Annotated in this window: 27 protein-coding genes; 10 read left to right on the top strand and 17 right to left on the bottom strand. The window is 59.1% G+C overall.

Features of this window, described 5'->3' with window-relative positions; all coding sequences use genetic code 11:
* Nucleotides 1-17: 17 nt before the first annotated feature.
* From ACSQ87_RS20160 to ACSQ87_RS20145, 4 genes are all read right to left on the bottom strand, one after another.
* Nucleotides 18-419 (bottom strand): nuclear transport factor 2 family protein, encoded by a 402-nt coding sequence (locus ACSQ87_RS20160; protein ID WP_436274211.1) that lies wholly within the window; start codon nucleotides 417-419, stop codon nucleotides 18-20.
* A 79-nt stretch (nucleotides 420-498) separates the two neighbouring features.
* Nucleotides 499-1257 carry an SDR family oxidoreductase gene (locus ACSQ87_RS20155; RefSeq protein ID WP_223433306.1) on the bottom strand — a complete coding sequence of 253 codons (759 nt, stop codon included), beginning with the start codon at nucleotides 1255-1257 and terminating at the stop codon, nucleotides 499-501.
* A 163-nt stretch (nucleotides 1258-1420) separates the two neighbouring features.
* Nucleotides 1421-2326: a LysR family transcriptional regulator gene (locus tag ACSQ87_RS20150; protein ID WP_223433307.1), complete on the bottom strand. Its 906-nt coding sequence runs from the start codon at nucleotides 2324-2326 to the stop codon at nucleotides 1421-1423.
* Nucleotides 2327-2448: 122 nt separating this feature from the next.
* Complete coding sequence (locus ACSQ87_RS20145; RefSeq protein ID WP_436274210.1) at nucleotides 2449-3549, bottom strand: alkene reductase; 1101 nt, start codon at nucleotides 3547-3549, stop codon at nucleotides 2449-2451.
* Between the two features lie 147 nt (nucleotides 3550-3696).
* On the opposite strand from ACSQ87_RS20145, the gene ACSQ87_RS20140 reads away from it, so the two are divergent.
* Together ACSQ87_RS20140 and ACSQ87_RS20135 are read left to right on the top strand one after the other, a co-directional pair.
* Nucleotides 3697-4581 carry a LysR family transcriptional regulator gene (locus tag ACSQ87_RS20140; protein ID WP_436274209.1) on the top strand — a complete coding sequence of 295 codons (885 nt, stop codon included), beginning with the start codon at nucleotides 3697-3699 and terminating at the stop codon, nucleotides 4579-4581.
* 433 nt (nucleotides 4582-5014) lie between these two features.
* On the top strand, nucleotides 5015-5890 hold the full coding sequence (locus ACSQ87_RS20135) for an alpha/beta fold hydrolase (RefSeq protein ID WP_223433310.1): 876 nt from the start codon (nucleotides 5015-5017) through the stop codon (nucleotides 5888-5890).
* Here the strand turns inward: ACSQ87_RS20135 and ACSQ87_RS20130 are convergent.
* Both ACSQ87_RS20130 and ACSQ87_RS20125 read right to left on the bottom strand, forming a co-directional pair.
* Nucleotides 5864-6631, bottom strand: coding sequence for a metallophosphoesterase (locus ACSQ87_RS20130; protein WP_223433311.1), 768 nt, complete (start codon nucleotides 6629-6631; stop codon nucleotides 5864-5866). The two genes, ACSQ87_RS20135 and ACSQ87_RS20130, sit on opposite strands and share 27 nt — an antisense overlap.
* Before the next feature lie 68 nt (nucleotides 6632-6699).
* Nucleotides 6700-7911 (bottom strand): diaminopropionate ammonia-lyase, encoded by a 1212-nt coding sequence (locus tag ACSQ87_RS20125; RefSeq protein ID WP_436274208.1) that lies wholly within the window; start codon nucleotides 7909-7911, stop codon nucleotides 6700-6702.
* Nucleotides 7912-8050: 139 nt separating this feature from the next.
* Here ACSQ87_RS20125 and ACSQ87_RS20120 point away from each other — a divergent pair, with 139 nt between their 5' ends.
* Nucleotides 8051-8527, top strand: a complete 477-nt coding sequence (locus tag ACSQ87_RS20120; RefSeq protein WP_436274207.1) for an Lrp/AsnC family transcriptional regulator — start codon at nucleotides 8051-8053, stop codon at nucleotides 8525-8527.
* 13 nt (nucleotides 8528-8540) lie between these two features.
* On the opposite strand, the gene ACSQ87_RS20115 is transcribed toward ACSQ87_RS20120, so the two are convergent.
* From ACSQ87_RS20115 to ACSQ87_RS20100, 4 genes are all read right to left on the bottom strand, one after another.
* On the bottom strand, nucleotides 8541-9014 hold the full coding sequence (locus tag ACSQ87_RS20115; RefSeq protein ID WP_436274206.1) for an N-acetyltransferase family protein: 474 nt from the start codon (nucleotides 9012-9014) through the stop codon (nucleotides 8541-8543).
* 56 nt (nucleotides 9015-9070) lie between these two features.
* Nucleotides 9071-9457, bottom strand: coding sequence for a DUF488 domain-containing protein (locus ACSQ87_RS20110; protein ID WP_436274205.1), 387 nt, complete (start codon nucleotides 9455-9457; stop codon nucleotides 9071-9073).
* A 16-nt stretch (nucleotides 9458-9473) separates the two neighbouring features.
* Nucleotides 9474-10193, bottom strand: coding sequence for a phosphatidylcholine synthase (gene pcsA, locus ACSQ87_RS20105; protein WP_223433314.1), 720 nt, complete (start codon nucleotides 10191-10193; stop codon nucleotides 9474-9476).
* Nucleotides 10194-10441: 248 nt separating this feature from the next.
* The gene (locus tag ACSQ87_RS20100) at nucleotides 10442-10867 is read right to left on the bottom strand and encodes a GNAT family N-acetyltransferase (RefSeq protein WP_436274204.1); all 426 of its coding nucleotides are present in this window, start codon (nucleotides 10865-10867) and stop codon (nucleotides 10442-10444) included.
* Between the two features lie 171 nt (nucleotides 10868-11038).
* Between ACSQ87_RS20100 and ACSQ87_RS20095 the strand changes: the two genes are divergently transcribed.
* Nucleotides 11039-11764 (top strand): tellurite resistance TerB family protein, encoded by a 726-nt coding sequence (locus tag ACSQ87_RS20095; protein WP_223433329.1) that lies wholly within the window; start codon nucleotides 11039-11041, stop codon nucleotides 11762-11764.
* Between the two features lie 48 nt (nucleotides 11765-11812).
* On the opposite strand, the gene ACSQ87_RS20090 is transcribed toward ACSQ87_RS20095, so the two are convergent.
* Nucleotides 11813-12265 carry a cupin domain-containing protein gene (locus ACSQ87_RS20090; RefSeq protein WP_150656059.1) on the bottom strand — a complete coding sequence of 151 codons (453 nt, stop codon included), beginning with the start codon at nucleotides 12263-12265 and terminating at the stop codon, nucleotides 11813-11815.
* Nucleotides 12266-12515: 250 nt separating this feature from the next.
* On the opposite strand from ACSQ87_RS20090, the gene ACSQ87_RS20085 reads away from it, so the two are divergent.
* Both ACSQ87_RS20085 and ligD read left to right on the top strand, forming a co-directional pair.
* Nucleotides 12516-13508 (top strand): methyltransferase, encoded by a 993-nt coding sequence (locus tag ACSQ87_RS20085; protein WP_436274203.1) that lies wholly within the window; start codon nucleotides 12516-12518, stop codon nucleotides 13506-13508.
* Nucleotides 13505-16096, top strand: coding sequence for a DNA ligase D (ligD, locus tag ACSQ87_RS20080; protein ID WP_436274202.1), 2592 nt, complete (start codon nucleotides 13505-13507; stop codon nucleotides 16094-16096). Before ACSQ87_RS20085 ends, ligD begins: the two co-directional genes overlap by 4 nt.
* Before the next feature lie 120 nt (nucleotides 16097-16216).
* Here the strand turns inward: ligD and ACSQ87_RS20075 are convergent, their stop codons facing one another.
* The 6 genes from ACSQ87_RS20075 to ACSQ87_RS20050 all read right to left on the bottom strand — a co-directional run bounded on the left by ACSQ87_RS20075 (nucleotide 16217) and on the right by ACSQ87_RS20050 (nucleotide 21625).
* On the bottom strand, nucleotides 16217-16891 hold the full coding sequence (locus tag ACSQ87_RS20075; protein WP_436274201.1) for a DUF3313 domain-containing protein: 675 nt from the start codon (nucleotides 16889-16891) through the stop codon (nucleotides 16217-16219).
* 48 nt (nucleotides 16892-16939) lie between these two features.
* Complete coding sequence (locus ACSQ87_RS20070; RefSeq protein ID WP_223433319.1) at nucleotides 16940-18208, bottom strand: OmpP1/FadL family transporter; 1269 nt, start codon at nucleotides 18206-18208, stop codon at nucleotides 16940-16942.
* Between the two features lie 67 nt (nucleotides 18209-18275).
* Nucleotides 18276-19892 (bottom strand): arylsulfatase, encoded by a 1617-nt coding sequence (locus tag ACSQ87_RS20065; RefSeq protein WP_436274200.1) that lies wholly within the window; start codon nucleotides 19890-19892, stop codon nucleotides 18276-18278.
* Nucleotides 19893-20183: 291 nt separating this feature from the next.
* Nucleotides 20184-20465, bottom strand: coding sequence for a DUF3303 domain-containing protein (locus tag ACSQ87_RS20060; RefSeq protein WP_436274199.1), 282 nt, complete (start codon nucleotides 20463-20465; stop codon nucleotides 20184-20186).
* 208 nt (nucleotides 20466-20673) lie between these two features.
* The gene (locus tag ACSQ87_RS20055; RefSeq protein WP_436274198.1) at nucleotides 20674-21231 is read right to left on the bottom strand and encodes an HD domain-containing protein; all 558 of its coding nucleotides are present in this window, start codon (nucleotides 21229-21231) and stop codon (nucleotides 20674-20676) included.
* On the bottom strand, nucleotides 21224-21625 hold the full coding sequence (locus ACSQ87_RS20050) for a hypothetical protein (protein ID WP_223433323.1): 402 nt from the start codon (nucleotides 21623-21625) through the stop codon (nucleotides 21224-21226). Before ACSQ87_RS20050 ends, ACSQ87_RS20055 begins: the two co-directional genes overlap by 8 nt.
* Nucleotides 21626-21743: 118 nt before the next feature.
* On the opposite strand from ACSQ87_RS20050, the gene ACSQ87_RS20045 reads away from it, so the two are divergent.
* Genes ACSQ87_RS20045 through ACSQ87_RS20030 form a run of 4 tightly spaced genes read left to right on the top strand, consistent with a single transcriptional unit; the run spans nucleotide 21744 to nucleotide 24004 of the window.
* Complete coding sequence (locus ACSQ87_RS20045; RefSeq protein WP_223433324.1) at nucleotides 21744-22514, top strand: DUF2092 domain-containing protein; 771 nt, start codon at nucleotides 21744-21746, stop codon at nucleotides 22512-22514.
* Between the two features lies 1 nt (nucleotide 22515).
* Nucleotides 22516-23073, top strand: a complete 558-nt coding sequence (locus ACSQ87_RS20040) for a hypothetical protein (RefSeq protein WP_223433325.1) — start codon at nucleotides 22516-22518, stop codon at nucleotides 23071-23073.
* A gap of 46 nt (nucleotides 23074-23119) precedes the next feature.
* The gene (locus ACSQ87_RS20035) at nucleotides 23120-23512 is read left to right on the top strand and encodes a GFA family protein (RefSeq protein ID WP_095131633.1); all 393 of its coding nucleotides are present in this window, start codon (nucleotides 23120-23122) and stop codon (nucleotides 23510-23512) included.
* Between the two features lie 33 nt (nucleotides 23513-23545).
* Nucleotides 23546-24004 carry a metallophosphoesterase family protein gene (locus ACSQ87_RS20030; protein WP_223433330.1) on the top strand — a complete coding sequence of 153 codons (459 nt, stop codon included), beginning with the start codon at nucleotides 23546-23548 and terminating at the stop codon, nucleotides 24002-24004.
* The last annotated feature ends 43 nt before the right edge of the window (nucleotides 24005-24047 follow it).

Here is a 24047-nt window from a genome sequence, read left to right as displayed (position 1 = left end):
GTTCGGGGGAGGGGGCGTCAGCCCGGGAAATGATCTCCGAACATGGGATGGCCGCCCGCGGAGCTTTCGCGCGTGGCCTCGTCCTGGATGACGTCCCAATGCTCGACCATCACGCCGTTCTCGAGGCGGAGAATATCGACCACGACCCAGTTCGCCGGCTGGCCGAGGCCAGAGAATCGGCCGTGCAGCATGACGAAATCGCCTTGCGCCACCGCGAGCTGGCATTCGTAATGCAGTGTGGGCGATCCCGCTGCGACCAGATCGAACAGGCCCTCGCGGCCTGGGGGCACATGAGCACTGTGTTGAATATAAGAGGGAGACCAGAAGTGTTCGGCCGCAGCCAAATCCTTGCGGTTGAATAGGGTGTCGAAGCCTTCGAGAACGATGGCCTTGTTCTCGGCGGGTGTGCGTGCGGTCATGGTCTTGGTCCTGTTAGCAATGTGAGGGGCAGGCGACCGCTGGGGCCACCCGATGTTGCCAGTTTTGACATCGTCGCGGTCAGCCCAAAGCGGGCCCGGCTGCGATCATGTCGTTGAACTGATTGACCCACGCATGCTCATTCGGGCCAGGGTTGGCACGCATCGCCTCGGCGGGTGAGACGAGGATTTCGTCTACGCCGCTCTCGAACTGCTTCATCGCCTCCGTAATGAACAGGTCGAGAGGAATGGCGCGCTCTTCCTCGCTGCTATCGAGCAACTCGGTACGTACCCAGGGCGGCGCGATTTCGATCAGTTGGACGCCTTGTTCGCGCAGCAGATAACGCTGTGACAACGTGTAGGAGTGGAGGGCTGCCTTGGTCGCCGAATAGACTGCCGTCACTGCCATCGGCACGAAGCCGAGAACCGAAGAGACGTTGGCGATGACCGCATCAGGCTTCGTCTTCAGATGCTCGATCAGGACCGAGGTCATGCGAATCGGGCCGAGCAGGTTAGTGGTGACGGTCGACAGTGCGAGCGCATCGTCCACTGGTTTGTCTGCGTGATCCAGCATCATGACGCCGGCATTGTTGATCAGCACATTCACGTTCGGGTAATTGGAAATGAGCTTCTGCGCTGCCGCCTGGATGCTGTCCGGGTCGGTAATGTCGAGTTCAATGGCGGCCATACCCGGATTGGCACCGAGCGTCTCCTGTAGCCGCTCCATCCGCCGGCCAGAGATGATCACCTGATTGCCGAGTGTGTGGAAGGCTTCGGCCAAGCCTCGTCCAATACCGGAGCCGCCGCCGGTGATGAAGATAGTATTGCCGGTCATACGCATGACACTTCTCCTGGAAGGATGAAAATAAAGGCCGTCCAGCGCGCCGTCCGGATGAACAGATCGACCGGTGCGTCGTGCAGGGTGGTGACACTAAATTGGCAGCTTCGGCGGGATCTGATTAGCCACTCTTTTTCGCTATCTTCTATGTAAGGGATGCATAAACCTACACGCTCGACGTGTCACAACCCTCAGCCAGAAGACTGGTTACAAGATGCTCGATCAAGGCGCGGGCGGCACCCCGGGTGCGTGAACCATGGGGGAAGTAGGCATGAACAGGTACGGATTCGGTCTCCCAATCGGTGAGCAGTGTGACGAGTTCACCACTTTCCAGCTCACGCCGGCACGCCCAGGCCGTTGTCGACGTGATCCCCAACCCAGCGGCTGCGGCAGCGACAGCGCCCTCATTTTCGTCGGTCGAGAAGTGAGCCTCGAGCTGAATGGTCCTGGTCTCTCCATTGCGTGTGAACATCCAGCCGCTCGGGACAGTCGAGGCTGGGCCTGCAACTATTCGATGTGATTGCAAGTCGTCCGGTGTAGTCGGCTCTCCAGCGGCACGCAAGTAGGAGGGGGAGGCGAGAATGAATCGCTTGATTGTCATGATCTGACGGCTCGTTGCGCTGGAATCCAGGAGCCGCCCCAGCCTTATCGCAACATCGATGTTTTCGCGGACCAGATCCTGCCAGTGATCGGCGAGCAGGACCTGGATATGCAAGTTGGGATGTATTGCCGCGAACGGAGCGATACGCGGAATGATTTCCCTGATGCCGATGCTCGTTGGCATGCTGATCCGGACGACGCCACGCAGCTCTCCACCTCCGCGAACGCTCTGCTCAGCTTCTTCCACCGCTGCAAGGATGGGCTCCATGCGCGACAGAAAATCCGCCCCTGCCTCAGTGGGCACGACCGCGCGTGTCGATCTTGCCAAGAGCAGAGTGCCGAGATCGGCTTCGAGTTCGGCCACAATCCTGGAAACCTGGGATTGAGAAAGACCCACTTCGCGTGCTGCGGCCGAAAAACTGCCCAGTCGCGCCACCCTTGTGAAAAGCCTGTAGGTGAAAAGGTCCTTCATCTCTTCAGCACCTCCTATCAGCCAGAATGCACCGTGGGCCCGGCAGGTCCCGTTACTGAGGTGGATCAGGTTTTTTGGACAGCTGGGGTACTACGACCCCCAGTTGCCAGCGGTGCTGATTGTCATGCTGCTTCGGTATGGAAAGGATAGTCCGTGTAACCCACCTCAGTGCCACCGAAGAACGTCTCGCGGTCGTACGGGTTCAGCGGCCAGCCCTTGCGCAGGCGCTCTGGCAAGTCAGGGTTGGCGATGAAGTGGCGGCCAAAAGCGACCAGGTCGGCATCGCCTGCCTCAAGGATCGCCTTCGCCGATTCACCGGAAAAGCCGCCCGCCGCGATAAGGGTGCCCTTGTAGTGCTGGCGGATGAGTTGGGACGCCACGGGATTCTGGTCCCGGCGCTCGTCCTCGGCGACACCTAAAATGCGCGGCTCGATCAGATGCAGGTAGGCGAGGTCCAGCGTGTTCAGCTCGCACGCGACATAGGTGAACAGGCCAACGGGATCGCTGTCGGACATATCGCCGAAATTGCCGCTCGGCCCCAGACGCACCGCTACCCGATTGCTGCCCCAGACGGAGATCACCGCTTCTACTGCTTCCAGCAGGAACCGGCTGCGGTTCTCGAACGAGCCACCGTAGATATCCGTACGTTTGTTGCTACCGTCCTGGAGGAATTGATCGAACAGGTAGCCGTTGGCCGAGTGCAACTCCACGCCGTCGAATCCGGCTGCGATACCGCGTTCGGCCGCAGTGCGGAAGCTGTCTACCAGCCCGCGGATTTCAGCGATGGTCAGTTCGCGCGCCGGGGTGCCGGGGGTCCAGCCGGTCTCGGTGAAGGCGAGGCCGCCATGGTCCACAACGGAAGGGGCCACCGGCTGGCCGCCGTCCGGCTGCAGCAGGCTATTGGACTGGCGCCCTGCATGGTAGAGCTGCAGGAAGATTTTCCCGCCCTTGGCATGAACGGCGTCGGTCACAAGTTTCCAGCCAGCGATCTGGCTGTCGTCATACAGGCCAGGAGCACCGAGGTATCCATTGCCATTGGGTGCGGCGATAGTGGCTTCGCCAATCAGCAGCCCGCCAGCAGTTGTACGCTGGGCGTAGTACTCGGCCATCAACTGGCCAGGAATGGCGCCCGGCTCGGCACGCATACGGGTAAGTGGCGCCAGGACGACGCGATGGGCAATTTGGTAGGGGCCTATTTGGATGCTCGTATGCAGTTTGGACATAACATCGATACCTATCAGTGGTGAGATGGGCGCAATGTAGGCGTAAAGTTCGTGAAGAAAAATATCCCGCGATGCCGAACATTTCGGATGATTTTTCCGTAATCCCACCGTGTTGGTGGGGTTCTACCGGGGCAAGCAGGAACAGCGATGGAAAGTCTGAGTGGCATTTCAATGTTCGTGCAGGTTGCCGAAACGCGCAGCTTTACCGAGGCCGCCCGGCAGTTGGGGGTGTCGTCCTCAACCGTGGGCAAAACCATCGCCCGGATGGAAGAGCGCTTGAATGTACGGCTGTTTCATCGCAGTACACGCAGTATCACGTTGACGGCCGAGGGGACCCTGTTCCTTGAGCGATGCCGCCGCATCCTCAGCGAGGTCACCGCTGCCGAGTCCGAGCTGTCAGGCTTGGCTGGCAGTCCGCGTGGACGGCTTCGCGTGGGCACTCCTCTACTGGGCGACCTGATGATGCCGGCCTTTGACGGGTTCATGGAGCAGTATCCGGAAGTCGAACTGGATATCGATTTTTGCGACCGCATGGTCGATGTGATCGAGGAGGGGTTCGATGCGGTGATTCGGACCGGCGAGCAAACCGATTCTCGCTTGACCGCGCGCCGCCTCGGTTCCTGTGCGCATGTGCTGGTAGCGTCGCCGACCTATCTCAAGCGGCAGGGTGTACCCGCTAATCCGCGTGAACTGGAACGCCATTTATGCCTGCAACACAAATTCCCCGCAACGGGAAAGCTGGAGCGTTGGCCGCTGCGGCTCGAAGCCTCCGAGGCTGAATTGGTGCTGCCCGCCACGATGACGTCGAACACGATCGAGCCTCTTGCCTATGCCGCAATCCAGGGCAGGGGTATTGCCTTTCTGCCTACCTTCCTGGTGCGCGAAGCGCTGGAAAGCGGCCAACTGGTCACAGTGCTGGATGACTACATGGACCGCCAGGTCGTTTTCTGGATGCTGTGGCCAGCCAGCCGTTATGCCTCGCCCAAGTTGCGCGTTTTCATTGACTACATGAGTGCGCACTTGCGCATCTGATTTCTCGCGCCTCCAGCCTCAGGCGCACACCGTCGCGGTTGGAGATCTCGATGGCATCGATCAATTCGTGCATGGAGTCAGAGGTGCATGAATACCGGAATCTGAGCCAGTTCAGCGCTTACGATTCGACGCAAAAACTCGTCTGCGTTCTTGCAGACGAGGAAATCCCTGCTTAACTCTGAACATATGGTCAGTCAGTGACTCATCGGTCACGGCAGCCATCCGAGCACCCTCGCGCTGTTGTTGCTTGTCCGTGTTGCCAGATCAAGCCCGAGGAGGCCTATGCGTTGACGCTTGAAAATCACCCTGAGTTATTAATGTATTGGCCTGACACTTCGCTGTCAGGTCCACGTGTACTGCTATCTGCGATAGGGCCCTGTGGGCATCCCAAACGCTGTGCGCTTAGTCCAATGGGTTCAAGGAAGTAAATGTCATGATGCCGAAAACTGCCATCGTCGAGATCTGCGGGAAGTACAAGGTTTATACCGAGCACTATCTCAACACTGCCGCTGACAAGACCATCATTCTGGTCAACGGCTCACTGGCAACGACCGCATCTTTTGCCCAAACGGTGCGTTACCTGCAGCCGCGATTCAATGTGGTTCTCTACGACCAGCCCTACGCCGGTCAGTCGAAGGAACACAACCTCCACGGCCAACCGATCCGAAAGGAAGACGAGGCCGCGATACTGCTGGATTTAATCGAACACTTTGGTGCGCACCACGTGCTGTCCTTTTCCTGGGGCGGTGCGGCTACCTTGTTGGCGCTGGCCCAGCGGCCACGACGAATCGAGAAGGCGGTGATCAATTCATTCGCAGCGCGTATCAATACACCGATGCGCGATTACCTGGAGAGCGGCCTGAACCATCTCCAGGCTTGCGACCGCCTCAGTGTCGGTCGCTTGATCAACAGCACAATCGGCAAGCACCTGCCATCGCTGTTCAAACGCTTTAATGACCGCCATGTCAGAAGCCTGGCCGAGCACGAGTACAGGCAGATGCATTTCCACGTCAATGAGGTGCTGACCCAAGACACCCATTGCTATGTCGCCTGTGCCGCTGCCATCGAAATACCGCTGCTGTTTGTCAACGGCGAATGGGATGAGTACACCTCGGTCGAAGACGCCCGGCTATTCGCCGATCATGCGTCGCAGTCCCGGTTCCATACCATCAAGAACGCCGGGCACTTCCTCGATATGGAACATGCAGCGGCCTGGCAGGATACCCGGCAAGCCTTGCTCGGTTTTCTGGACCCGGCTTCCAGGAGGCAGGGCCGCGTAGCCTCAGATATCCAGGTCAATCACGTATGAGCGATTAAATTCCGGATTTTCATTAATGCCATTTTTTGCATAGCCCCGGGCGTTGCAAATGACGCGAGTTTTGCCCACCTGGTAGTCAAAGCTGCCATGGGTATGGCCATGCAGCCAAAGCGCCGGCTGCCAGACCTTGATTCGGTCTTCGAGGTCTGAAACAAAACTCGCGTTAATCGGCGAATTCTCAAACAGCGAGCCTATGCTCAACCGTGTCGGTGCAAAATGCGAAACCACCACCGTGGGAGTGGTTCTGTCGCGGGTGAAGCAGTCTTCCAGCCAGGCGACAGTCTGTAAAAAAATCAGTTGGGAAACCGCCGGGCTGAACAGGTCTGGAAAATCGGGCGAGATTTTTATGTGGGTGAAGTCCCGCATGAGCTTCGAAGCCAGATCAACACCCTGTGCCCGATGCTCTGCAGAATCGAAAAGTCGATAGTCAGACCACAGCGTGCAACCCAAAAACCGCACGCCGTTGTGGACATACTCCGAGCGTTCCAATACGTGGATCTGTGTGCCTTGCGACAACCTGTTCAAATGTTCGTAGGTAGAGATCAAGTCACTGCCATAAAACTCGTGATTCCCTGCCACGTACACGACTGGAAGAGGGCACGATTTGGCCCACTCAATGGCCGCAGCTGGACGAGAGATGTCTCCGGCGAGAACGACAATGTCGGCGTCCACATCGGGAAACGGTAGCGCGTTGACGGACAAGTGGATGTCTGACAGCAAGGCGATGCGCATCGATCAACTCCTACCTGCTTTGAATGTCAGCCCATTCTACTGACAAGTTGATAACCTCCTGCCACACCTTATTTTCGTTGCAGCCAGAGGTGCTGGCGTTTCAGCACCGATTGAGCCGTCTCTCCCACCAGTTCGCTGTAAACGGCAGGAGCGGTGGCGCCTTCGGTGCTGATGAGCAGAATACGTGAGGACTCATCAATGCCCACTTCAGCGGCCAGGTGGGGCGACTTGAGCAACTGGATCAGCCCCGCGAGCCCGGCCACCGCCGACTCACCGGCCACCAGCGGGACGTCCCGATCACTGCCCTGCGCGAGCATGCGCATGGCGTTGACGGCATCCTCATCTTCAATCGTCATGAAGTGGTCGATGCTGGTGTGCAGGAATTTCCAGGCCAGGGGCGAGGTTTCACCGCAGGCCAGCCCGGCCATTACCGAGTCCACCGAGCCTTGGGTTTTGCTTGCATGGCCGGCGAGGGCGCTTTGGAACAGGCAGTCGGCCTGTTGCGGTTCGACGACGATCATCGCCGGTCGTGCTGTGCCATAAAGCTCCCAGAAATAACTGGCGAGGCCAGCCGCCAGACCACCTACACCCCCCTGAAGGAATACGTGAGTGAAGGCTTGGTCGCTGGCCTGCTCAACGATTTCCGCGGCAATAGTGCCGTAGCCTTGCATCACATCCCGGGGAATGTCTTCGTAGCCCTCGTAGGAGGTGTCGGACACCACCTGCCAGTTGTGCTCGACAGCCAGCGCGGCGGCTTCTTCAACCGACTCATCGTAGTTGCCGGGGACTCGCACGATCTGCGCGCCATAGGCGGCGATGGCCTGTTCCCGTTCGATGCTGACGTTGGCGTGCAGCACGATGACGCAACGGCAACCGACGCTTTGTGCTGCGGCGGCGAGGGCACGACCGTGGTTGCCGTCGGTGGCGCTGATCACCGTAAAGTCCTTCAAGGCGTCGCCGTAGTCGCCCATCAGCAAGCCCCGGGGTTCGAAAGGGTGCTCGGGAAACAGCCGCAGGATTAACCGCACCAGGGCAATCGGTGCGCCCAGTGCTTTGAAACTGCCCAGCTGCGAACGGCTCGACTCATCCTTGATCATGAGTTCGGCGACACCGAGATGGGCGGCCAGGTCGGGCAGGCTGAACAAGGGTGTGCCGGCGCGGTTGAGGGTGTTCCAGTTCGCCAGCCAGGTGCGGCTTTCGGCGGCTGTCTGAATGTTCAGGATGGCCTTGAGGTCATCGGGATAGGTGTTACGGCTGGCGTTGGGGTTGGCGATCAGCATCGTCGGCTCCAGGTGGTGGGCAGCGGAGTGAAATAATATCTCGCTACTGCCACACTCATTTCTTGAAATCGGCACCGTCGACGTACTTCCATTACCCATTCATGCGGTTTACATCAATTTTATTGCGAGTCCCGTCACCATGAGTCTCGATGCCTTCGACCTGAAGCTGATTGCCGAAGTCCAGCAAGATGCCGGCCTGTCCCAAAGCGAACTGGGCGCGCGGGTTAATTTGTCTTCGGCCGCCGTTAACCGCCGCCTCAAACGCCTGACTCAGGATGGCTTCATCAAAGGCACTGTGGCGGTGGTGGATCAAGAGAAACTCGGCTACCCGCTGACCATCGTCGCCCAAGTCGAAGTGGAGAGTGAGCGTCTGGATTTGCTGGACGCCATGAAGCGCAGCTTCGCCAACTGCCCGCAGGTGCAGCAGTGTTACTACGTGGCCGGGGAGTGGGACTTCGTGCTGGTGCTAGCAGTGCGCAACATGGAGCAGTACACGGAACTGACGCGTGAGTTGTTTTTCGAGAACAACAATGTGAAGCGCTTCAAGACGCTGGTTTCCATGAGCAACGTGAAGGTGGGGTTGCAGGTGCCGGTGGATGACGAGAAGCAGGGCTGATTGAAGAGCGGCATTAATTTGAGTAGTCGACAACGTGCGTCAAACGCCGCTCCATGATGATCGTTCGCTCGGCCCCGTGAAACTCGTCGCGAACTTTTCGATAGCCCAGCTTGAAGTAAAAGGCCTCTGCGGTGATGGAGGAGGGAACGCGTAGTACCTCGATTTTTGCGTCCTGGGCGACAGATAGAAGGGTCGCCATCAACTGCCTGCCGAGTCCGCGCCCCTGATGGCCTGGCTCGACGAATACGCTACGCACAACGTCTTGATCAAGACTGGCCGTGGCGACTACACGCTTGTCGATGGTGGCGACAAAGACCTGGCGTTGGCTCAACAAGGCGCGGATGGCCTCGGTAGAAAAGCTTTTCTCTACCTGTGTGATGACTTCGGGCGGGTAATCCAGGGCATTGGACTGACGCAGCGATTGAATGATGACATGGCTGATGGCTGTCGCATCGTCAGGGGTGGCGAGTCGAATCTGGTTATTCATTTGAAGACCCCAATCCTTGTGTCCTTACCGAAATCCTTTACCTCGATCTTGAGCGACTATTTGAGTTGCGCACCTCGCGCTTTTAACAACTCCCGCAATACCGACCGATGGCAATGCGCTTCATCTTCGCAATAACAGCCAATCGCCAGTGACGTCTGATGGGACAACGCCGCCAACAAATCGAGCAACTGGCTGGGCGCCGGGTGGTTCATTTCGGTCTTGAACTTGCGCTTGAAGGCTTCCCACGCCTTGGCGTCTTCCGCCGCTTTGGCTTCTGCGACCAGTTCTGCACTGGGAGACAGCAGCGGCTGCCACACGTCATAAAAATCCCGACTGGCAAACTCGGCTTTCGGCACGCCACGCGGCGGGCGACGCACCGTGCCCAGGCGCAGGCCTTCATTGGCAGCGCGCGGTGAACCGAGGCGCACGATATGGATGGGCATGGTCGATGTGTTCCCCTTATCCCCGCGAGTTTTCGAACCACTCCAGCGCCGTGCGCCAGATGCAGATCCCCAGGAAGTAAGCCGACATCAGCAGCCAAAGCCCCATCACCAGCGGGTTGATCACTGGATGGTTGACCACCAGCGACAAGCTGCACAGCAGCCAGATGGCCGTTACTGCGATGTTGATCGGCATGAACTTGCGCACGCGGAACGGGTGGAGGAACTTCATCCGGGTCACAGTCAGCAGCGCCAGGCCGATGATGGTGAGAAAAGTGATCCACGGCGACGGGGCAATGATGTACAGGCACAGGGCGACCACGTTCCAGGCGGCGGGGAAGCCCTGGAAGTAGTTGTCCTTGCTCTTCATGTTGACGTTGCAGAAGCAAAACAGCGACGAGACCAGAATCAGCGACACGGACATCAGCAGCGTGTAGTCCGGCAAGGGGATGTAACGATAAATGAACAGTGCGGGGATAAACACATACGTCAGGTAGTCGATGACCAGATCGAGGATCGAGCCATCGAAACTTGGCAGTACCGACTGGACATTGACCTTGCGTGCCAACGCGCCATCCAGCCCATCGACGATCAAGGCGACGCCCAGCCACAGCAGGCAGTTTGTGGCCTGGTTTTCCAGCAGGGCGAGGGTCGCGAGGAAGGCAGTGACCACGCCGGTGGCGGTAAAACCATGGGCGCCCCATGCTTTGAGCCTGGCGATGTGTAGGGTCGATATCACGGTGGCGTTCTCCAGAAAGTGAAGCATGCCTGTTATCACCCCTTCAATTGGGGGTGTCGGCAAACCAAGTCAGGTTGCATGTATCGACCGGGTATCCGGGGATAAGGTTCACCCTCTGTAAATCTTAGCTGGGCCGCAAAAAAATACCCCGGATAAATCCGGGGGTATTAAATGAAACATCGGCGCAGGACGATACGTTTTACTCAAACACAGTGATCGGCGGATTGATCGGGTGCAGACAGGCTCATTCACAGCGCCTTGCTCATGAACACCCGACTCGTGCCTGGCGGGTCGCAAGGCACTTCCCCGAAGCGCTGCCAGCCGTGTTTTTCATAGAACTGCGGGGCCTGGAAACTGAGGGTATAGAGCACCGCCGAGCGGCAACCGCGACGACGGCCTTCGTCCTCGTACGCGTTGAGCAGTCGAGATCCGAGCCCGGAGCCGCGCAGTGACTCGGGCAAGTAGAACAAATCGAGAAACAGCAGACCGAGTGACGTACGCCCGGTAATACCACCCAGCACCTGATGGGTGTCCGGATCGCGGACCGTGACTGCCAGCGACCGGCGGTCGTTGATGCCGGTCATCTGATCATTGAAGGCACTCAGCCCGGCGCTGAGTACGTGCTCGACTTCAGGTTCGATGACGTCGCTGACGACAATCAGGTGGCGGTCCATGTGTTCGTTGATCCTGTGGGCATCGGGTTTGCGAGGGTAGAACTCTCGCAGCCGATGGTCATCAGGGTCAAGGGCGATAAGGGTTTCACGTCAGCCAAACGGTGGTGGCGTATTTGCCGGTGAGGACTATCGTTGCCTGACTGGATCACTCCACTCGATGAGGACATCGTCATGAACACCAGCGATCTGCTCGAACAGTTACTGAGGGCCGGCCAAGGCTCAATGTCGCAACAGGGTGGCGGTGGCGCGTCGGCACAAGGCGGCCTGGGCGGACTCGGAGGATTGCTCGGCGGCCTGCTGGGCGGTGGCGGCGGGTCAAGCGCCGGGGGCAGTGGCCTGGGTGGTTTGCTCGGTGGTCTGCTGGGCGGTGGCTCAACCATGAGCGGTTCGACCCAGACCCGTTCGGGTGGCGGCACCAACTACGCGGCACTGGCTTCGCTCGGAATGATGGCATTCCAGGCCTATCAAGCCTGGCAACGCAGCCAGGCCTCGGCGCCGCAACAGGCGCCGCGCACTGTCGACCTGTTGTCCGGCCCGGAAGTCGAGGACCACAGCCATGCGATTCTTCGTGCATTGATTGCGGCGGCGAAGGCCGATGGCCGGATTGATGATGCCGAGAAGCAGATGATCAGCACTGAAATCGGCCGCCACACCGACGACCCAGAGCTACAGCAATGGCTGGACGATGAAGTCGCGCGGCCGCTGGACGCCGCCGATGTGGCGCAGTCGGCCACGGATTCCGGCATGGCGGCGGAGATGTACCTGGCCAGTGTGATGCTGGTGGACGATCAGCAGGACGCCGAACGTAGCTATCTGGATGAACTGGCTGCGGCGCTGAACATCGATCCGGACCTGCAAGTGCATCTGGAACAACAGGCCAAAGGTGGGGTGGCCTGATGTTCGTTCCCACCCAGTGGGAAAGAACATGAAAAAACGGCCTGGCCTCTATCGGGCTTCAGGTGCTTTCGGCACCAGAAACGTAACGCCGAAACTCTCGGCGATTGCCAGGATCCGCGGCAAATCCTGCGGCACTTTGAGCTGATCCAGTGCGGCAAAGAACTGACCACCGAGCGGATCAGACACCACACCGATCATCTTCGCCGTCGCACTGATGTTCTTGTAAGCATGAACAGTCCCGGCGGGAATGTGCACATAACCGCCGGGGAAAATGGTGGTGGCATTGCCCGCAACCGTCACTTCCACTTGTCCGTCGATGACGTAGAACGCTTCGTCCCAAGGGTGAAAGTGCGGAGGCGGCCCGCCGCCTTGTACGCCTTCCTGGATATGCATTTCAAAAGGTTTGCTCAGATCCCCGCCCGCGAGAATGGTGATGGCCTCACCCACGACATTGACCGGGTCGGGGGTTTTTTCGGGCTCGATGACATGAACCGTTCGCATGATTGCTCTCCGAAGGATGAGTCCACACCCGCTGAGTATATTCACTTGTCTGGCGCCGGGTGCCGCGCCACAAGCCCGTCTGTCCGGGCGATTTCAACGCCGATGGAATTTTCTTCCAGAGGTGTCGCTCTGCTGATGTAGAAACGTGCTGATTGAGCCCCGCCAATGACCCGGATGTCCAATGCCTGCACGCTACACTTAAAGGGCTTGCCGCCGACGAGCAAATCCGGTTTTCGATAGGGTGCCCTTCATGAATCAGGAAGCACAGCTTAGCGCCGCGGACCTGGCCCTGCTGCAATTGGGGCGCCGCTTGCAGGCCGACGGTTACCGTTTCATCACGCCAACGCCGCTGACCCATCAGCGGGTCAATGATCGCGTCTTCGGGCAAAGCGCCCGGACCCTGCGCGAAGTATTCGGTTGGTCGCGGTGGTTTGATCCCGGTCTGTTGTCGGTGGATGAGCAGCGGCAGTTGCAACAGGCAGGCGTCCTAGAGGAATGCAATGGTCGACTGAAAAGTCATGTGCGCTGGTCAAGCCTCGATGACCTGTTGTTCGTGCATTCGGGTTACCCCACTGATGCCGCTGACGCGGTGTTCTTCGGCCCTGACACTTATCGTTTTGCACAACTGATTCACACCCATCTGCAACAGAGCTTCGCGCCGATCAGGCGCGCCGTGGACATCGGCTGCGGCGCTGGCGTCGGAGCGATTGTGATTGCCCGCGCACGCCGTGAGGCCGAAGTGCTGGCCGTTGACATCAACCCGTTGGCGTTGCGCATGACGGCGGTCAACGTCGCGCTCGCCGAGGTGGCCAACGTCAGCATCGAGGCCAGCGACGTGCTGCAGGACGTCGACGGCCACTTCGACTTGATCGTCGCCAATCCGCCCTACATGGCCGACCCGACCGAGCGTGCTTACCGGCATGGCGGCGGCGCGCTGGGTGCGCAATTGTCGTTGCGCATTGTCGAGCAAGCCCTGTATCGCTTGGCCCCCGGTGGCTCCCTGGTGCTGTACACCGGCGTGGCGATGATCGATGGTCTCGACCCGTTTCTGGATGCGGTGACGCCGTATCTGGAATCGCCGATGTTCGGCTGGACCTACCACGAACTCGACCCCGATGTGTTCGGTGAAGAACTGTTGACCCCTGGCTATCAGCGGGTGGAACGCATTGCCGTCGTCGCATTGATCGTCACGCGGATCGGCCCGGGCATCGGGGGCACCGTTACGTCAGCCGGTGCGCCATGAGCAGGAGCCTGGACGATTACAATCGCATGCGCGATTTCTCGGCGACCGCTGAACCGGCCGCCGGCAAACGTTCGGGCAAAAAAAACGCGAAAGACCATGCCTTGCAGTTCTGCATCCAGAAGCACGACGCCTCGCGCCTGCATTACGACTTTCGCCTGGAGCTCGATGGCGCGCTGAAAAGCTGGGCAGTGCCCAAAGGCCCGTCACTGGACCCCAAGGTCAAGCGCCTGGCGGTGCACGTCGAGGACCATCCGATGGATTACGCCACCTTCGAGGGCAGCATTCCCGAAGGGCATTACGGCGCCGGCGAGGTGATTGTCTGGGACCGGGGGGTATGGATTCCCCAGGACGATCCGGCCGAGGCTTACGCCAAGGGCAAGCTCAAATTCGAGCTAAAAGGCGAGAAGCTCGGCGGCCTGTGGAACCTGGTGCGCACGCACATGCCGGGCAAGCAGGAGCAATGGTTTCTGATCAAGCATCAGGACGGCGCGGCCAAACCCGAAAGCGATTACGACGTGGTCGCCGCCGAGCCCGACAGCGTGCTCAGTGACCGGACCATCGTGGCCAAAAAGCCGAAGACCGCTGCCAAATCCAAACCCGTTAAAAAACCAGCCGCCCCGACGCGTAAGGAAACGTCGGCGCCATTGACGGGCGCCCGCAAAGCCAAATTGCCGGAGTTGCTCAAACCGGAACTGGCGACGCTGGTCGAAAAGGCCCCAGGCGGCGAGTGGAGCTATGAGATCAAGTTCGACGGCTATCGGATCATGGCGCGCATCGACCACGACGAGGTCAAACTGTTCACCCGCAACGGTCACGACTGGACCCACAAACTGCCCAGGCAAGCCGAGGCGTTGGCGACGCTGGGCCTCGAGTCGGCCTGGTTCGACGGGGAAATGGTGGTCGCCGACGAGCAGGGCGTGCCGGACTTTCAGGCCTTGCAAAACGCTTTTGACTCTGGCAGCAGTGGCAACATCGTCTACTACCTGTTCGACATGCCTTACCTCAACGGCGTGGACCTGCGCGAGGTGCCTGTCGAGGAGCGAAGGGTTGCGCTGTCGACCGTGCTCAACCCCAACCAAGACCCGCTGCTGCGCTTCTCCGATGCCTTTAGTGAAGAACCGGAAGCCTTGCTCAACAGCGCCTGCCAAATGCAGATGGAAGGGTTGATCGGCAAGCGTCTGGGCTCGGCTTACGTGTCGCGGCGCAGCAGCGACTGGATCAAGCTCAAGTGCAAGCATCGGCAGGAATTTGTGGTTGTAGGCTTCACCGACCCGAAAGGCTCGCGCAATGCCTTCGGTGCGCTGCTGCTGGGATTGCACGACCGCGACAGTGGTGAGTTGCGATACGCGGGCAAGGTCGGCACCGGGTTCAACGAGACGACGCTCAAGCGCATTTACGAGCAACTGAAACCGTTGCAGACCAAAAAGATTTCAGTGGTCAACGCGCCGAGCGGTTTTGACGCCAAGGGTGTGCACTGGCTCAAGCCCACGCTGCTGGCTGAGGTCGCTTATGCCGAAATGACCAACGAAGGTTCAGTCCGTCACGCGGTGTTCCATGGCCTGCGTGACGACAAACCTGCCGACGACATTACCGAGGAGCGTCCGAAAGCCATGAAGACTTCAGCCGCGAAAAAAACCACTGCCGAAAAACCTTCCACCCCTGCCAAAAAGAAAGCCGCGCCCGTGCCCTCACAAATCGGCCTGGGCGAGGGCAAGGTCCGCATCACTCACCCGGACCGGGTGATCGACGCCAGCAGCGGCACCACCAAAGTGCAACTGGCGGAGTATTACGCCAGCGTCGCCGAATGGATTTTGCCCGAGCTCAAGGACCGGCCCGTGGCGCTGGTACGCGCCCCGGACGGCATCGCCGGCGAACTGTTTTTCCAGAAGAACGCCGAGCACCTGGCCATTCCGGGAATCACCACCCTGGACAAGGCACTCACCGGTCAACCGGTGATGATCATCAACAACGCCGAAGCGCTGGTCGGCGCCGTGCAGATGAGCACCGTCGAGTTGCACACCTGGAACGTCACCTCGGACAACCTCGACAAACCCGACCGCTTCGTCCTCGACCTCGACCCGGACCCGGCGCTGCCCTGGAAAAGCATGGTCGAGGCGACTCAACTGACCCTCTCGGTACTCGATGAATTGGGGCTCAGGGCGTTCCTCAAGACCAGTGGCGGCAAAGGGATTCACCTGGTGGTGCCACTGACCCGCAAGCTGGGTTGGGATGAGGTGAAGGACTTCAGCCACGCGATTGTCAGCCACATGGCCAAGTTGCTGCCGGAGCGTTTTTCCGCTGTGTCAGGACCGAAGAACCGGGTAGGGCGGATCTTCATCGATTACCTGCGCAACGGTCTGGGCGCCACGACCATCTGTGCCTACGCCGTACGCACCCGCGAAGGGCTGCCGGTGTCGGTGCCGATCTTTCGCGAAGAGGTGGCTGAACTCAAGGGTGGCAATCAGTGGACCGTGCACACTGTGCATGAACGTCTGGCCGAGGTCGGTGATGAGCCTTGGGCGGATCTGAAGAAAACCCGGCAGTCGATCACCGCCGAAATGCGGCGGCGGGTCGGAATGAAAAAATAGCGGTTGGGGTGAACATGATCGGTGTAGGAGCTGGCGTAGCCTGCGATCTTGGCGACGGTTGTTACACCGACAAAATCGAGATCAAAAGATCGCAGCCTGCGGCAGCTCCTACAAGGGGGGTTACTTGATGAATGCCTGTAGGTCACTGGTCAGCTTGTCGATCGCCACTTTGAAATCCTTGGTGGTGATCTTCTGGCTCTCGTTCGACAGTTGGCTGCCAAATACCTTGCGCATCACTTTGGCCACAGTTTGATTGGTTCTTGCGTCGATGAACTCAGCCTCGATGAACAGGTTGGTGTCCTGATCCCGGTGACCGGTGGCGGCCTGTGTCGCTCCGACTACAGCCGCGATCGGCACCACTTCGTACCATTTCATGCCTTCGTTGGAGGCACTCACTCCGGTGATCGCCGCGCGCAGGATCAGGGGTTTTGAACCGGTCGGCGCTGATTTCGCGCTCGACACCACCCGATATTTCTGGCCCAGCACGCCTTTGGCCTTGCTGGTCATGTAGCTCTGCAACTCGTCAAGGGTTTGCTGGTTCACCCGCTCAGTGGGCTTGGGCGCCGGGTACAGCTCCAGCTTGTTGAAGGCCACGGTGTCATACGCATTCGGGTTCCATGACGGGCTCACCCAGCGCATGGCTTTCTCGCCACTGGTGGTCGTCACTTCTTCCAGGTTGTTGTAGTTGGACAGGAAACCGGAATACTGCTCACGCTCGGTGACTTTCGAGGTGCAACCGCCGAGCAGCAGGCTGGCCAGCGCAGCGCCAATAAACAGTTTTCGGGACAAGTTCATAGTGGTGTTCGCTCCATGGATTAAGTCGTTTTTTTCAGTAGCAGGGCATCAGAAGCGCCAGGTCATGTTGCCGGTCAAAGCCTGAATCCAGGCATTGTCGAACTCGCCGGAAGTTCGAATACCCGACGTGGATTTGGTCTGGTCCACTGGCATATCGCCCAACCAGACCATGGCCCAGCTGACATTAATGTCGGTGACCTTGTTCAGAGCATAGGTGGCTCCGGCCGCAATGCGCCAGGATTCGCCCATGGGCACGGTAAAAGTTCGGTTTCCGTCCGAAACGGCGCTGCTGTCGTACGCCACACCGACGTTCCACAGCCATTGCGGTGTGGCCTGATACTGCGCACCGAGCGCCAGTTGCCAGGTGTCTTTGAAATGGGCGTCGACCGTCGTCGATTGAGCGCCAAACGCGGTGGTGTCGACTTGCACCGCGATATCGCCAAACTCTGACCAGTCCTGCCAGTTGACCGAGGCCAGCAAGGCCCATTGCGGGTCGAGTTGCTGGAACAGACTCAGTGTTGCCGTTTGCGGCACGGTCATGTCGAGTTGGGTGTTCAGGCCGTCCAGGCGCTCCAGCGCGGGCCCGTCGCCTTTGACGTCCAGCCCGTCCTCGAAGTCCAGATCGACCTTGCTGGTGTAGGCCAGGCCAATGCGGGTCCCGGGTTGTGGGGCATAGATCACTCCCACGTTCGCGCCAAAACCCCAATCGTTGTCTTTGTACTTGAACTGGCCGTCGCTGCGGTCGGTGAAGCCGAAAGGCGCGCGGTCGATCGCGGTTTGGGCTTGCAGCATGCCGTACATGGCTTTCACGCCGACGCCCACCGACCATTGCTCGTTAAAGCGATATGCCACGCTGGGCACGAAAGACAAACCGGCGAGGCTGGCGTCTTGCGCGAAGTAGCGCCCGGACCATTCGTTGTCGTAATTGACCGCCAGGCCAAAGTCAGCGTACTGGCCGAAGCCAATGCTCCAGTGGTCGTCGAATTGATGGCTGATGAAGAAACTGCCACCGGGAATCGGGTCGAGGGCGTTGCCACTACCCGTTCCGGTGCCGTTGGTGTTCGAGTCGCGATCGAAGCTCAGGTCGCCGTAGAGAACCTGCAAACCACCGGTGATCTGTGTGCCGGGCAGATAACTCATGCCGGCCGGGTTACTGGCGATGGTCGAGGGGCCTTGAGCACGGGCCGCGGCACCGGCGTTGGCCAGGCCGGCGTTATCGGTGCCGATTTCGTAGAGCATGATGCCGCCGGCGTAAACGTGCTGACTGCACAGGGCACACAGGGTAATGGCGGGCAGGGCGGATGTTTTTTTCTGCATGGGTTACCTCAGCAAATGTCCGTCATGGACGCGGGTGGCGAGCGCTGCCCCCCGCGAATTCAACTCCTTACTTGCCCATGGCCGCCCGGGCTGCTTCGATCTTGGCTTTGACGGCCTCGAGGTTGAAGCTCGCGCCTTTTTGCATGGGCGGGAACTCAACCGCTGTTTCAGCCAGTTTGACCACCTGCTGCTGCACAAACACGAAGCGCCAGAACTGGAATTTGAACCACTCGAAATACTCCAGCGAACCATTGGCCGCCATGTTTTCCGGCCATCCGGCGCGTTCGAACGGGTCGAGACGCAGGTTGGTCAGGGCCGGCACGTCCAGCGTGGTTTTTGCCCCTAGCCAGCCACCAGGCTGGTCAATGAAGCGGTACTTGAAGTCATCGATACGGATAGCGCCCAGCGTGCTTTCGCCGAAGTAGAAGATCTCATGACGATTCGATGGACCTTTGCCGGTAATCATCGGTGTCTGGTCATAGCCGTCCAGGTGCACTTTGTAATTGGTATCGCCCAGTTGTTTGCCCTTGAGCAATTCTGCGGTGATGTTCGGGTTGCCCGCCGCCGCGACCAGGGTCGGGAACCAGTCCATGCCTGACATGATGCCGTTGGCCACCTGGTTAGCAGGTACCTTGCCCGGCCAGCGAATGATCGCCGGAGCCCGGAAACCACCTTCCATCACCGTGCCTTTACCCATGGCAAACGGCGTGGTGCCGCCATCCGGCCAGGTAAAGTTTTCAGCGCCGTTGTCCGTGGTGAAAATCACGATGGTGTTGTCATCCATGCCGTCTTTTTTCAGCTTGGCCATCACGTCGCCAACGATGTCGTCGATCTGCGCCATGCCGGCTTCCTGTTCCGACCAGCCATTTTGCGCGTTGCGCATGGCTTGGTACTTGTCGGAGAGGTGAGTGACGATGTGCATGCGGGTCGGGTTGAGCCACAGGAAGAACGGTTTGTTGTCTTGCTTGGCCTTGTCGATGAAGGTGAAGGCTTTGTCGCGAATTTCGTCGTCGACGGTTTTCATCCGCTCCGGATAGAGGGTGCCCGCGTCTTCGATTTTCTGTTTGCCGACCTTGCCCCAGCGCGGCATCACGGTCGTATCGTCAGTCGTCGTGGCCCAGCTGTGAACCATGTTCCGTGGGCCAACGGTGGGCAGAAGATCTTGCGGGTAATTGGGGTGCGCCGGATCTTCCATGGCGTCGAGGTGATAGAGATAGCCGAAGAACTCGTCGAAACCATGCACGGTCGGCAGGAACTGATTCAAGTCGCCCAAGTGGTTCTTGCCGAACTGGCCGGTGGAGTAACCCATGGACTTGAGTGTGGTGGCGATGGTGACGGCTTCGGCGGGAATACCAATGGGAGAACCGGCCTGCCCGACAGTGGTCATTCCGGTACGGATCGGCAGTTCGCCGGTAATGAAGTTGGCGCGCCCGGCGGTACAACTGGCCTCGGCGTAATAGTCGGTAAAGCGCATGCCTTCAGCGGCGAGCTGGTCGAGGTTGGGTGTTCGACCGGCCATCATGCCCTGGTTGTAGACACCGATATTGGACCAGCCAATATCGTCACCCATGATGACGACAATGTTGGGGGCTGTTTTGTCGGCAGCTTGAGTGATGCCGGGGAGAACCATTGCAGCCAACAGTACTGATACAGCGAATGCCGTTGATAACGTTGTCCGGTTCATGTCGAGCTCCTGCGCAGTAGCGTGAGTACCTTGAGACGAGCCCCCGACCGCCCATGAAAAAATTGGATCCCCCGCAAAGAGCGTAGGTACGAATCGTGAAATATCCAGTCATTTGTTTTTCAGCCGCAGATCTTTGTTTCATGGGCTTTACAGCAGAGTTGTGGATTCAGACGATCGCTGATATTTCAACCAGACGAAGTCCTCAATCCGTGCCAGGATCGGCCATAGGGAATGTGTTGTTCGACGTGCGGGAGGGCATGAGGCGGCAAGCCCGGCTCGCCGCCTCAACAACTATTGCTTGCCGACAGCGGCCGCCAGCAGCGGCGCTATCTGTTCATCGGTCAGTGCCGCCTGGACCTCCATGGTCATGAGGTCGCTCCATTCCAGCACCCACTTCTGAATCGCTGCCGGATCACTGGCCTCTGCCACGCCAAAACCGGATGCACCACCGACGGCGTGCCAGCGTCCCAGCATTTTGACGCCAGCGGGTGGAGCCCCCCCGGTCTTGAGGAAACGCCCGATCGCGCTGTTACGATTTGCCGAACTGATAGACCAATTGACTATGAATAACATTTGCCACCTCCTGCTACGGATTGGCACCTGTTGCTCTTCGCGCACCTGGCGGGTGCCGGGACCACGGTCACGCTTGAGTGTCCAGCTTCATCCCTGACTGGCTTGAAACCACTGCTCCCATGAGAAGGCATAGCAGCAGGCCAGACTCTGCGTATGACCGCTGATCCTGTTTCGTTGCCTTTGTATCAGTCCGTGGATGACACCTGTATCACCAACGAAACATCGGCATTGGCCGTAGGGGAGTACGAAGGAATTGTCGTGCAGTCAGCCTGATCAGCATCCTGTGAAACCCATGATTGGGAAACGTCGACTTCACCGTTTTGATGAATTCCCGTGGCAGGCCGAATGTCACCGTGCCGAGGGTTACATCAATGACATCGGCTCGCCGGAAGGGCTCGACGCTGAGTGCATGGGCGGCACCATAGGGCCGTACTTTGTGGTGTTCCTGGATCAGTGCCGTGACTTCGCTGCTCAGCTGCGACAGTTGCCGGTCGGCGAGATAACCCTCAGCCAGGCGAACCGACGGTTCCAGATAGTCGAGGGTCCGGTCGGTCCAGATGCCCAGATCATGAAAGGCCGCCGCGATCTGCACGGTTTCGGACGGCAAACCGGTGATGCCGCTGATCGCGATATAGAAGTTCAGCACCCGATAAATGTGATTGCGATAGCCCTGCAGATCAGAGCCGATCACCAGCGCGAATGACGTCAGTATGTCGTCCGTGACGGGGAATTCGAGGACGACGTTCATGGGGTTGAGTTCACGCATCGCGTAACAGGTCGTTGGCGTTGAGCAGCTCGTAGGCAATCTCCGGGCGCTTCTCCAGTGCGCGACGAATCGCGGCCGGGATCGACTGACGGGTTTTGCGGCATAGCCCCGGTTGCTCGCTAAGGTTAATACCGATACCGCGCATGGTGCGTACTTCGTTGAAACTGGGGACGATGTCTACGCGGATGCCCAACTGCTCATACATCCGCTGTTGCAGACGCTCGAGGTCACTCAGGCTCTGGAGGTTTTCCAGGCGTTCGACCAGGCGCTTTTCTTCCGATCGGGTCAGAAACAGGATGCGCACGTCCGCACCCGGTGTTTCCAGCAGCGGGTCACGCCCGCAGTCGCAGGCGCCGGGCGGGCAGGGTTGACGGATCGGAGGCGTGGTGGTCATGGGGTTCAATCATAGAGTGGTCCAATCAGGTTTGCCCATAGGGTTTTGAGCCCTTCTGGCGAACGGGTCACGCCGGGTCTAGGCTTAAAAGTCGTGCACAGGCCAAGGAGCGGGATCAATGAAAGCCAACGCGAGTGTTGTCTGCCTGTTGTTGACCCTTGCGCTGGCCCCGGGCGCTCGTGCCGAGGATCCGCCAACACCGGACGTCACCCCGACGATCAACCCGCAAGTGGTCGATAAACTCATCGATATGGGCACCTACCTACGCAGTCTGCCGACGTTTCAGGTAGACGCCGAAGTGTCCCGGGATACCGTTCTGGAGTCTGGCCAGAAGATCAAGACCGAGGCCTCTACGGTCTTGAAAGTGGTGGGTCGCGATCGGATGTATGCCAAGACGGAGGGCGATGTGCGAACGCGAGAGTTCTTCTACAACGGCAAGAAACTGACCCAGTATTCACCGTTTCTCAAGTACTACACCACCGTGGATGCACCGCCTGAAGTCTCCGATACGCTGCACTTGATAGAACACCATTACGGGATTCAGGTGCCCATGGAGGATCTGTTTCTGTTTGGCAGCGATCAGACACAGATCGATGCGCTGAAAGAGGCGCTGTACGTCGGCCCGTCGACGATCAAGGGGCAATTGTGTGATCACCTGGCCTTTCGGCAGGAGGGCGTTGACTGGCAGTTGTGGATCACCCGATCCGACAAGCCGTTGCCGTGCAAACTGGTGATCACTACCACCGATGAGCCGGGTTTTCCGGAATACAGCGCGGTGTATCGCTGGAACCTGAAGCCGGGCATCAAGGACTCGATCTTCACCTTCGCACCGCGTAAGGGCGATGTGGCGATTCCTTTGAAGAAAGTCAGTGATCAGGGAGGGGAATGACATGAACAGGACGGTGTCGTGGAGCCTGTTGTTATCGCTCGTAACCACCTCGGTACTGACGCTGAGCCTGGTCACTTATGTGGACGCCCGACCCCAGCGCGCCCAAGGGCACGCCAGGGCATCGGTCAATCGTGCGCCACCGCCCTCGGCCCCAAGGGCTCAGCGCATCAACACCGGTAATACCGCGCAACGCGCTACCAACGTCAACGCGGGCAATCGGGCCAATACCGCAAACACGGTCGGCAACCGAACCAACGTCAACAACAGCAACCGTAACGTCAACATCGACAACAGCCGCGACGTGGACATCGACGTCGACGGGAATGGCCGCTATGGCTACGACGATCACTACCATCCGATTGCCACGGCGGCGGCCGTCACCGCAACGGTCGCGGTGACAGCGGCAGTGGTCGGGTCGATCTTCACGCCAGCGCAATTGCCCCCCAGTTGCGTGCAAGTCATCCAGTACAACACGGCTTACATGCAGTGCGGTTCAACCTGGTATCAACCGCAGTATCAGGGCAGCGATGTGACTTATGTCGTGGTTAATGCGCCTTGAGTCGGGGGATCACATTCCGACCGTTTGATTTTAGAGGAGACGCAGCATGGAGCGATTCACGGGGGGTTGCCTGTGCGGCAACGTCCGAATTGAGGCGTCGGGACTCCCTTATCGGGTCGGCCTTTGTCACTGTCTCGACTGCCGCAAGCATCATGGGGCGCTTTTTCAAGCTTGCGCGATATTCCCTCAGAGTGCGGTGACGATCGAAGGCGAAACACGCGACTACGCCGGGCGGTTTTTCTGTCCCCGCTGCGGCTCGTCCGTTTTTGCGCGCACCGACGACGAAATCGAAGTGAACCTGGGATCCCTGGATGCCCCTGACCAACTGATGCCAACCTACGAAAGCTGGATCGTGCGTCGCGAGTCCTGGTTGCCGCCGTTTCCGCTCACTAGACGATACGAGCGCGACCGTGACGCCACCGGTCGCTTTGAGGAGTAGGTGCCGATGCTTGAACCGGGTCTGGAGCGCTGCATGAAAGTCGGCGTGATTTCCGATACCCATGGCTTGCTCCGCGCTGAAGCCCTTGCTGCACTGCAGGGTTGTGAACGGATTATTCACGCGGGCGACATCGGCAACCCCGAAATCCTCGATCAACTGGCATCAATAGCCCCGCTGCACGTGGTCCGCGGGAACAATGATCTGGACGCCCCTTGGGCAGAAAATCTCGCCGACTGCTTATGTTTCGACCTGAACGGATGGCAGACCTTGCTGGTACATGACAGTGCCGATATCCCAGCCGTGCTTGATGCAGGCATAAGGCTGGTGATCACCGGCCACTCGCACAAGCCCCGCATAGAATGGCGCGGCGAACAGCTCTATCTCAATCCCGGCAGCGCGGGACGCCGGCGCTTCAAGCTGCCGGTGACGCTGGCTCTGCTTGAGGTGTTTGAGACCTCAATTGAGCCGCGCCTGGTCTCGCTGCTGGAATGACCTTTCCCTGGGTGCCGCTATATACTCGACAGCCCCTTCACCC

Origin of the sequence: Pseudomonas sp. LjRoot277 (genome assembly GCF_964253845.1) — a bacterium.
In the GTDB taxonomy this organism is placed as follows: domain Bacteria; phylum Pseudomonadota; class Gammaproteobacteria; order Pseudomonadales; family Pseudomonadaceae; genus Aquipseudomonas.
This window is presented reverse-complemented; position numbering and strand designations above follow the sequence as displayed.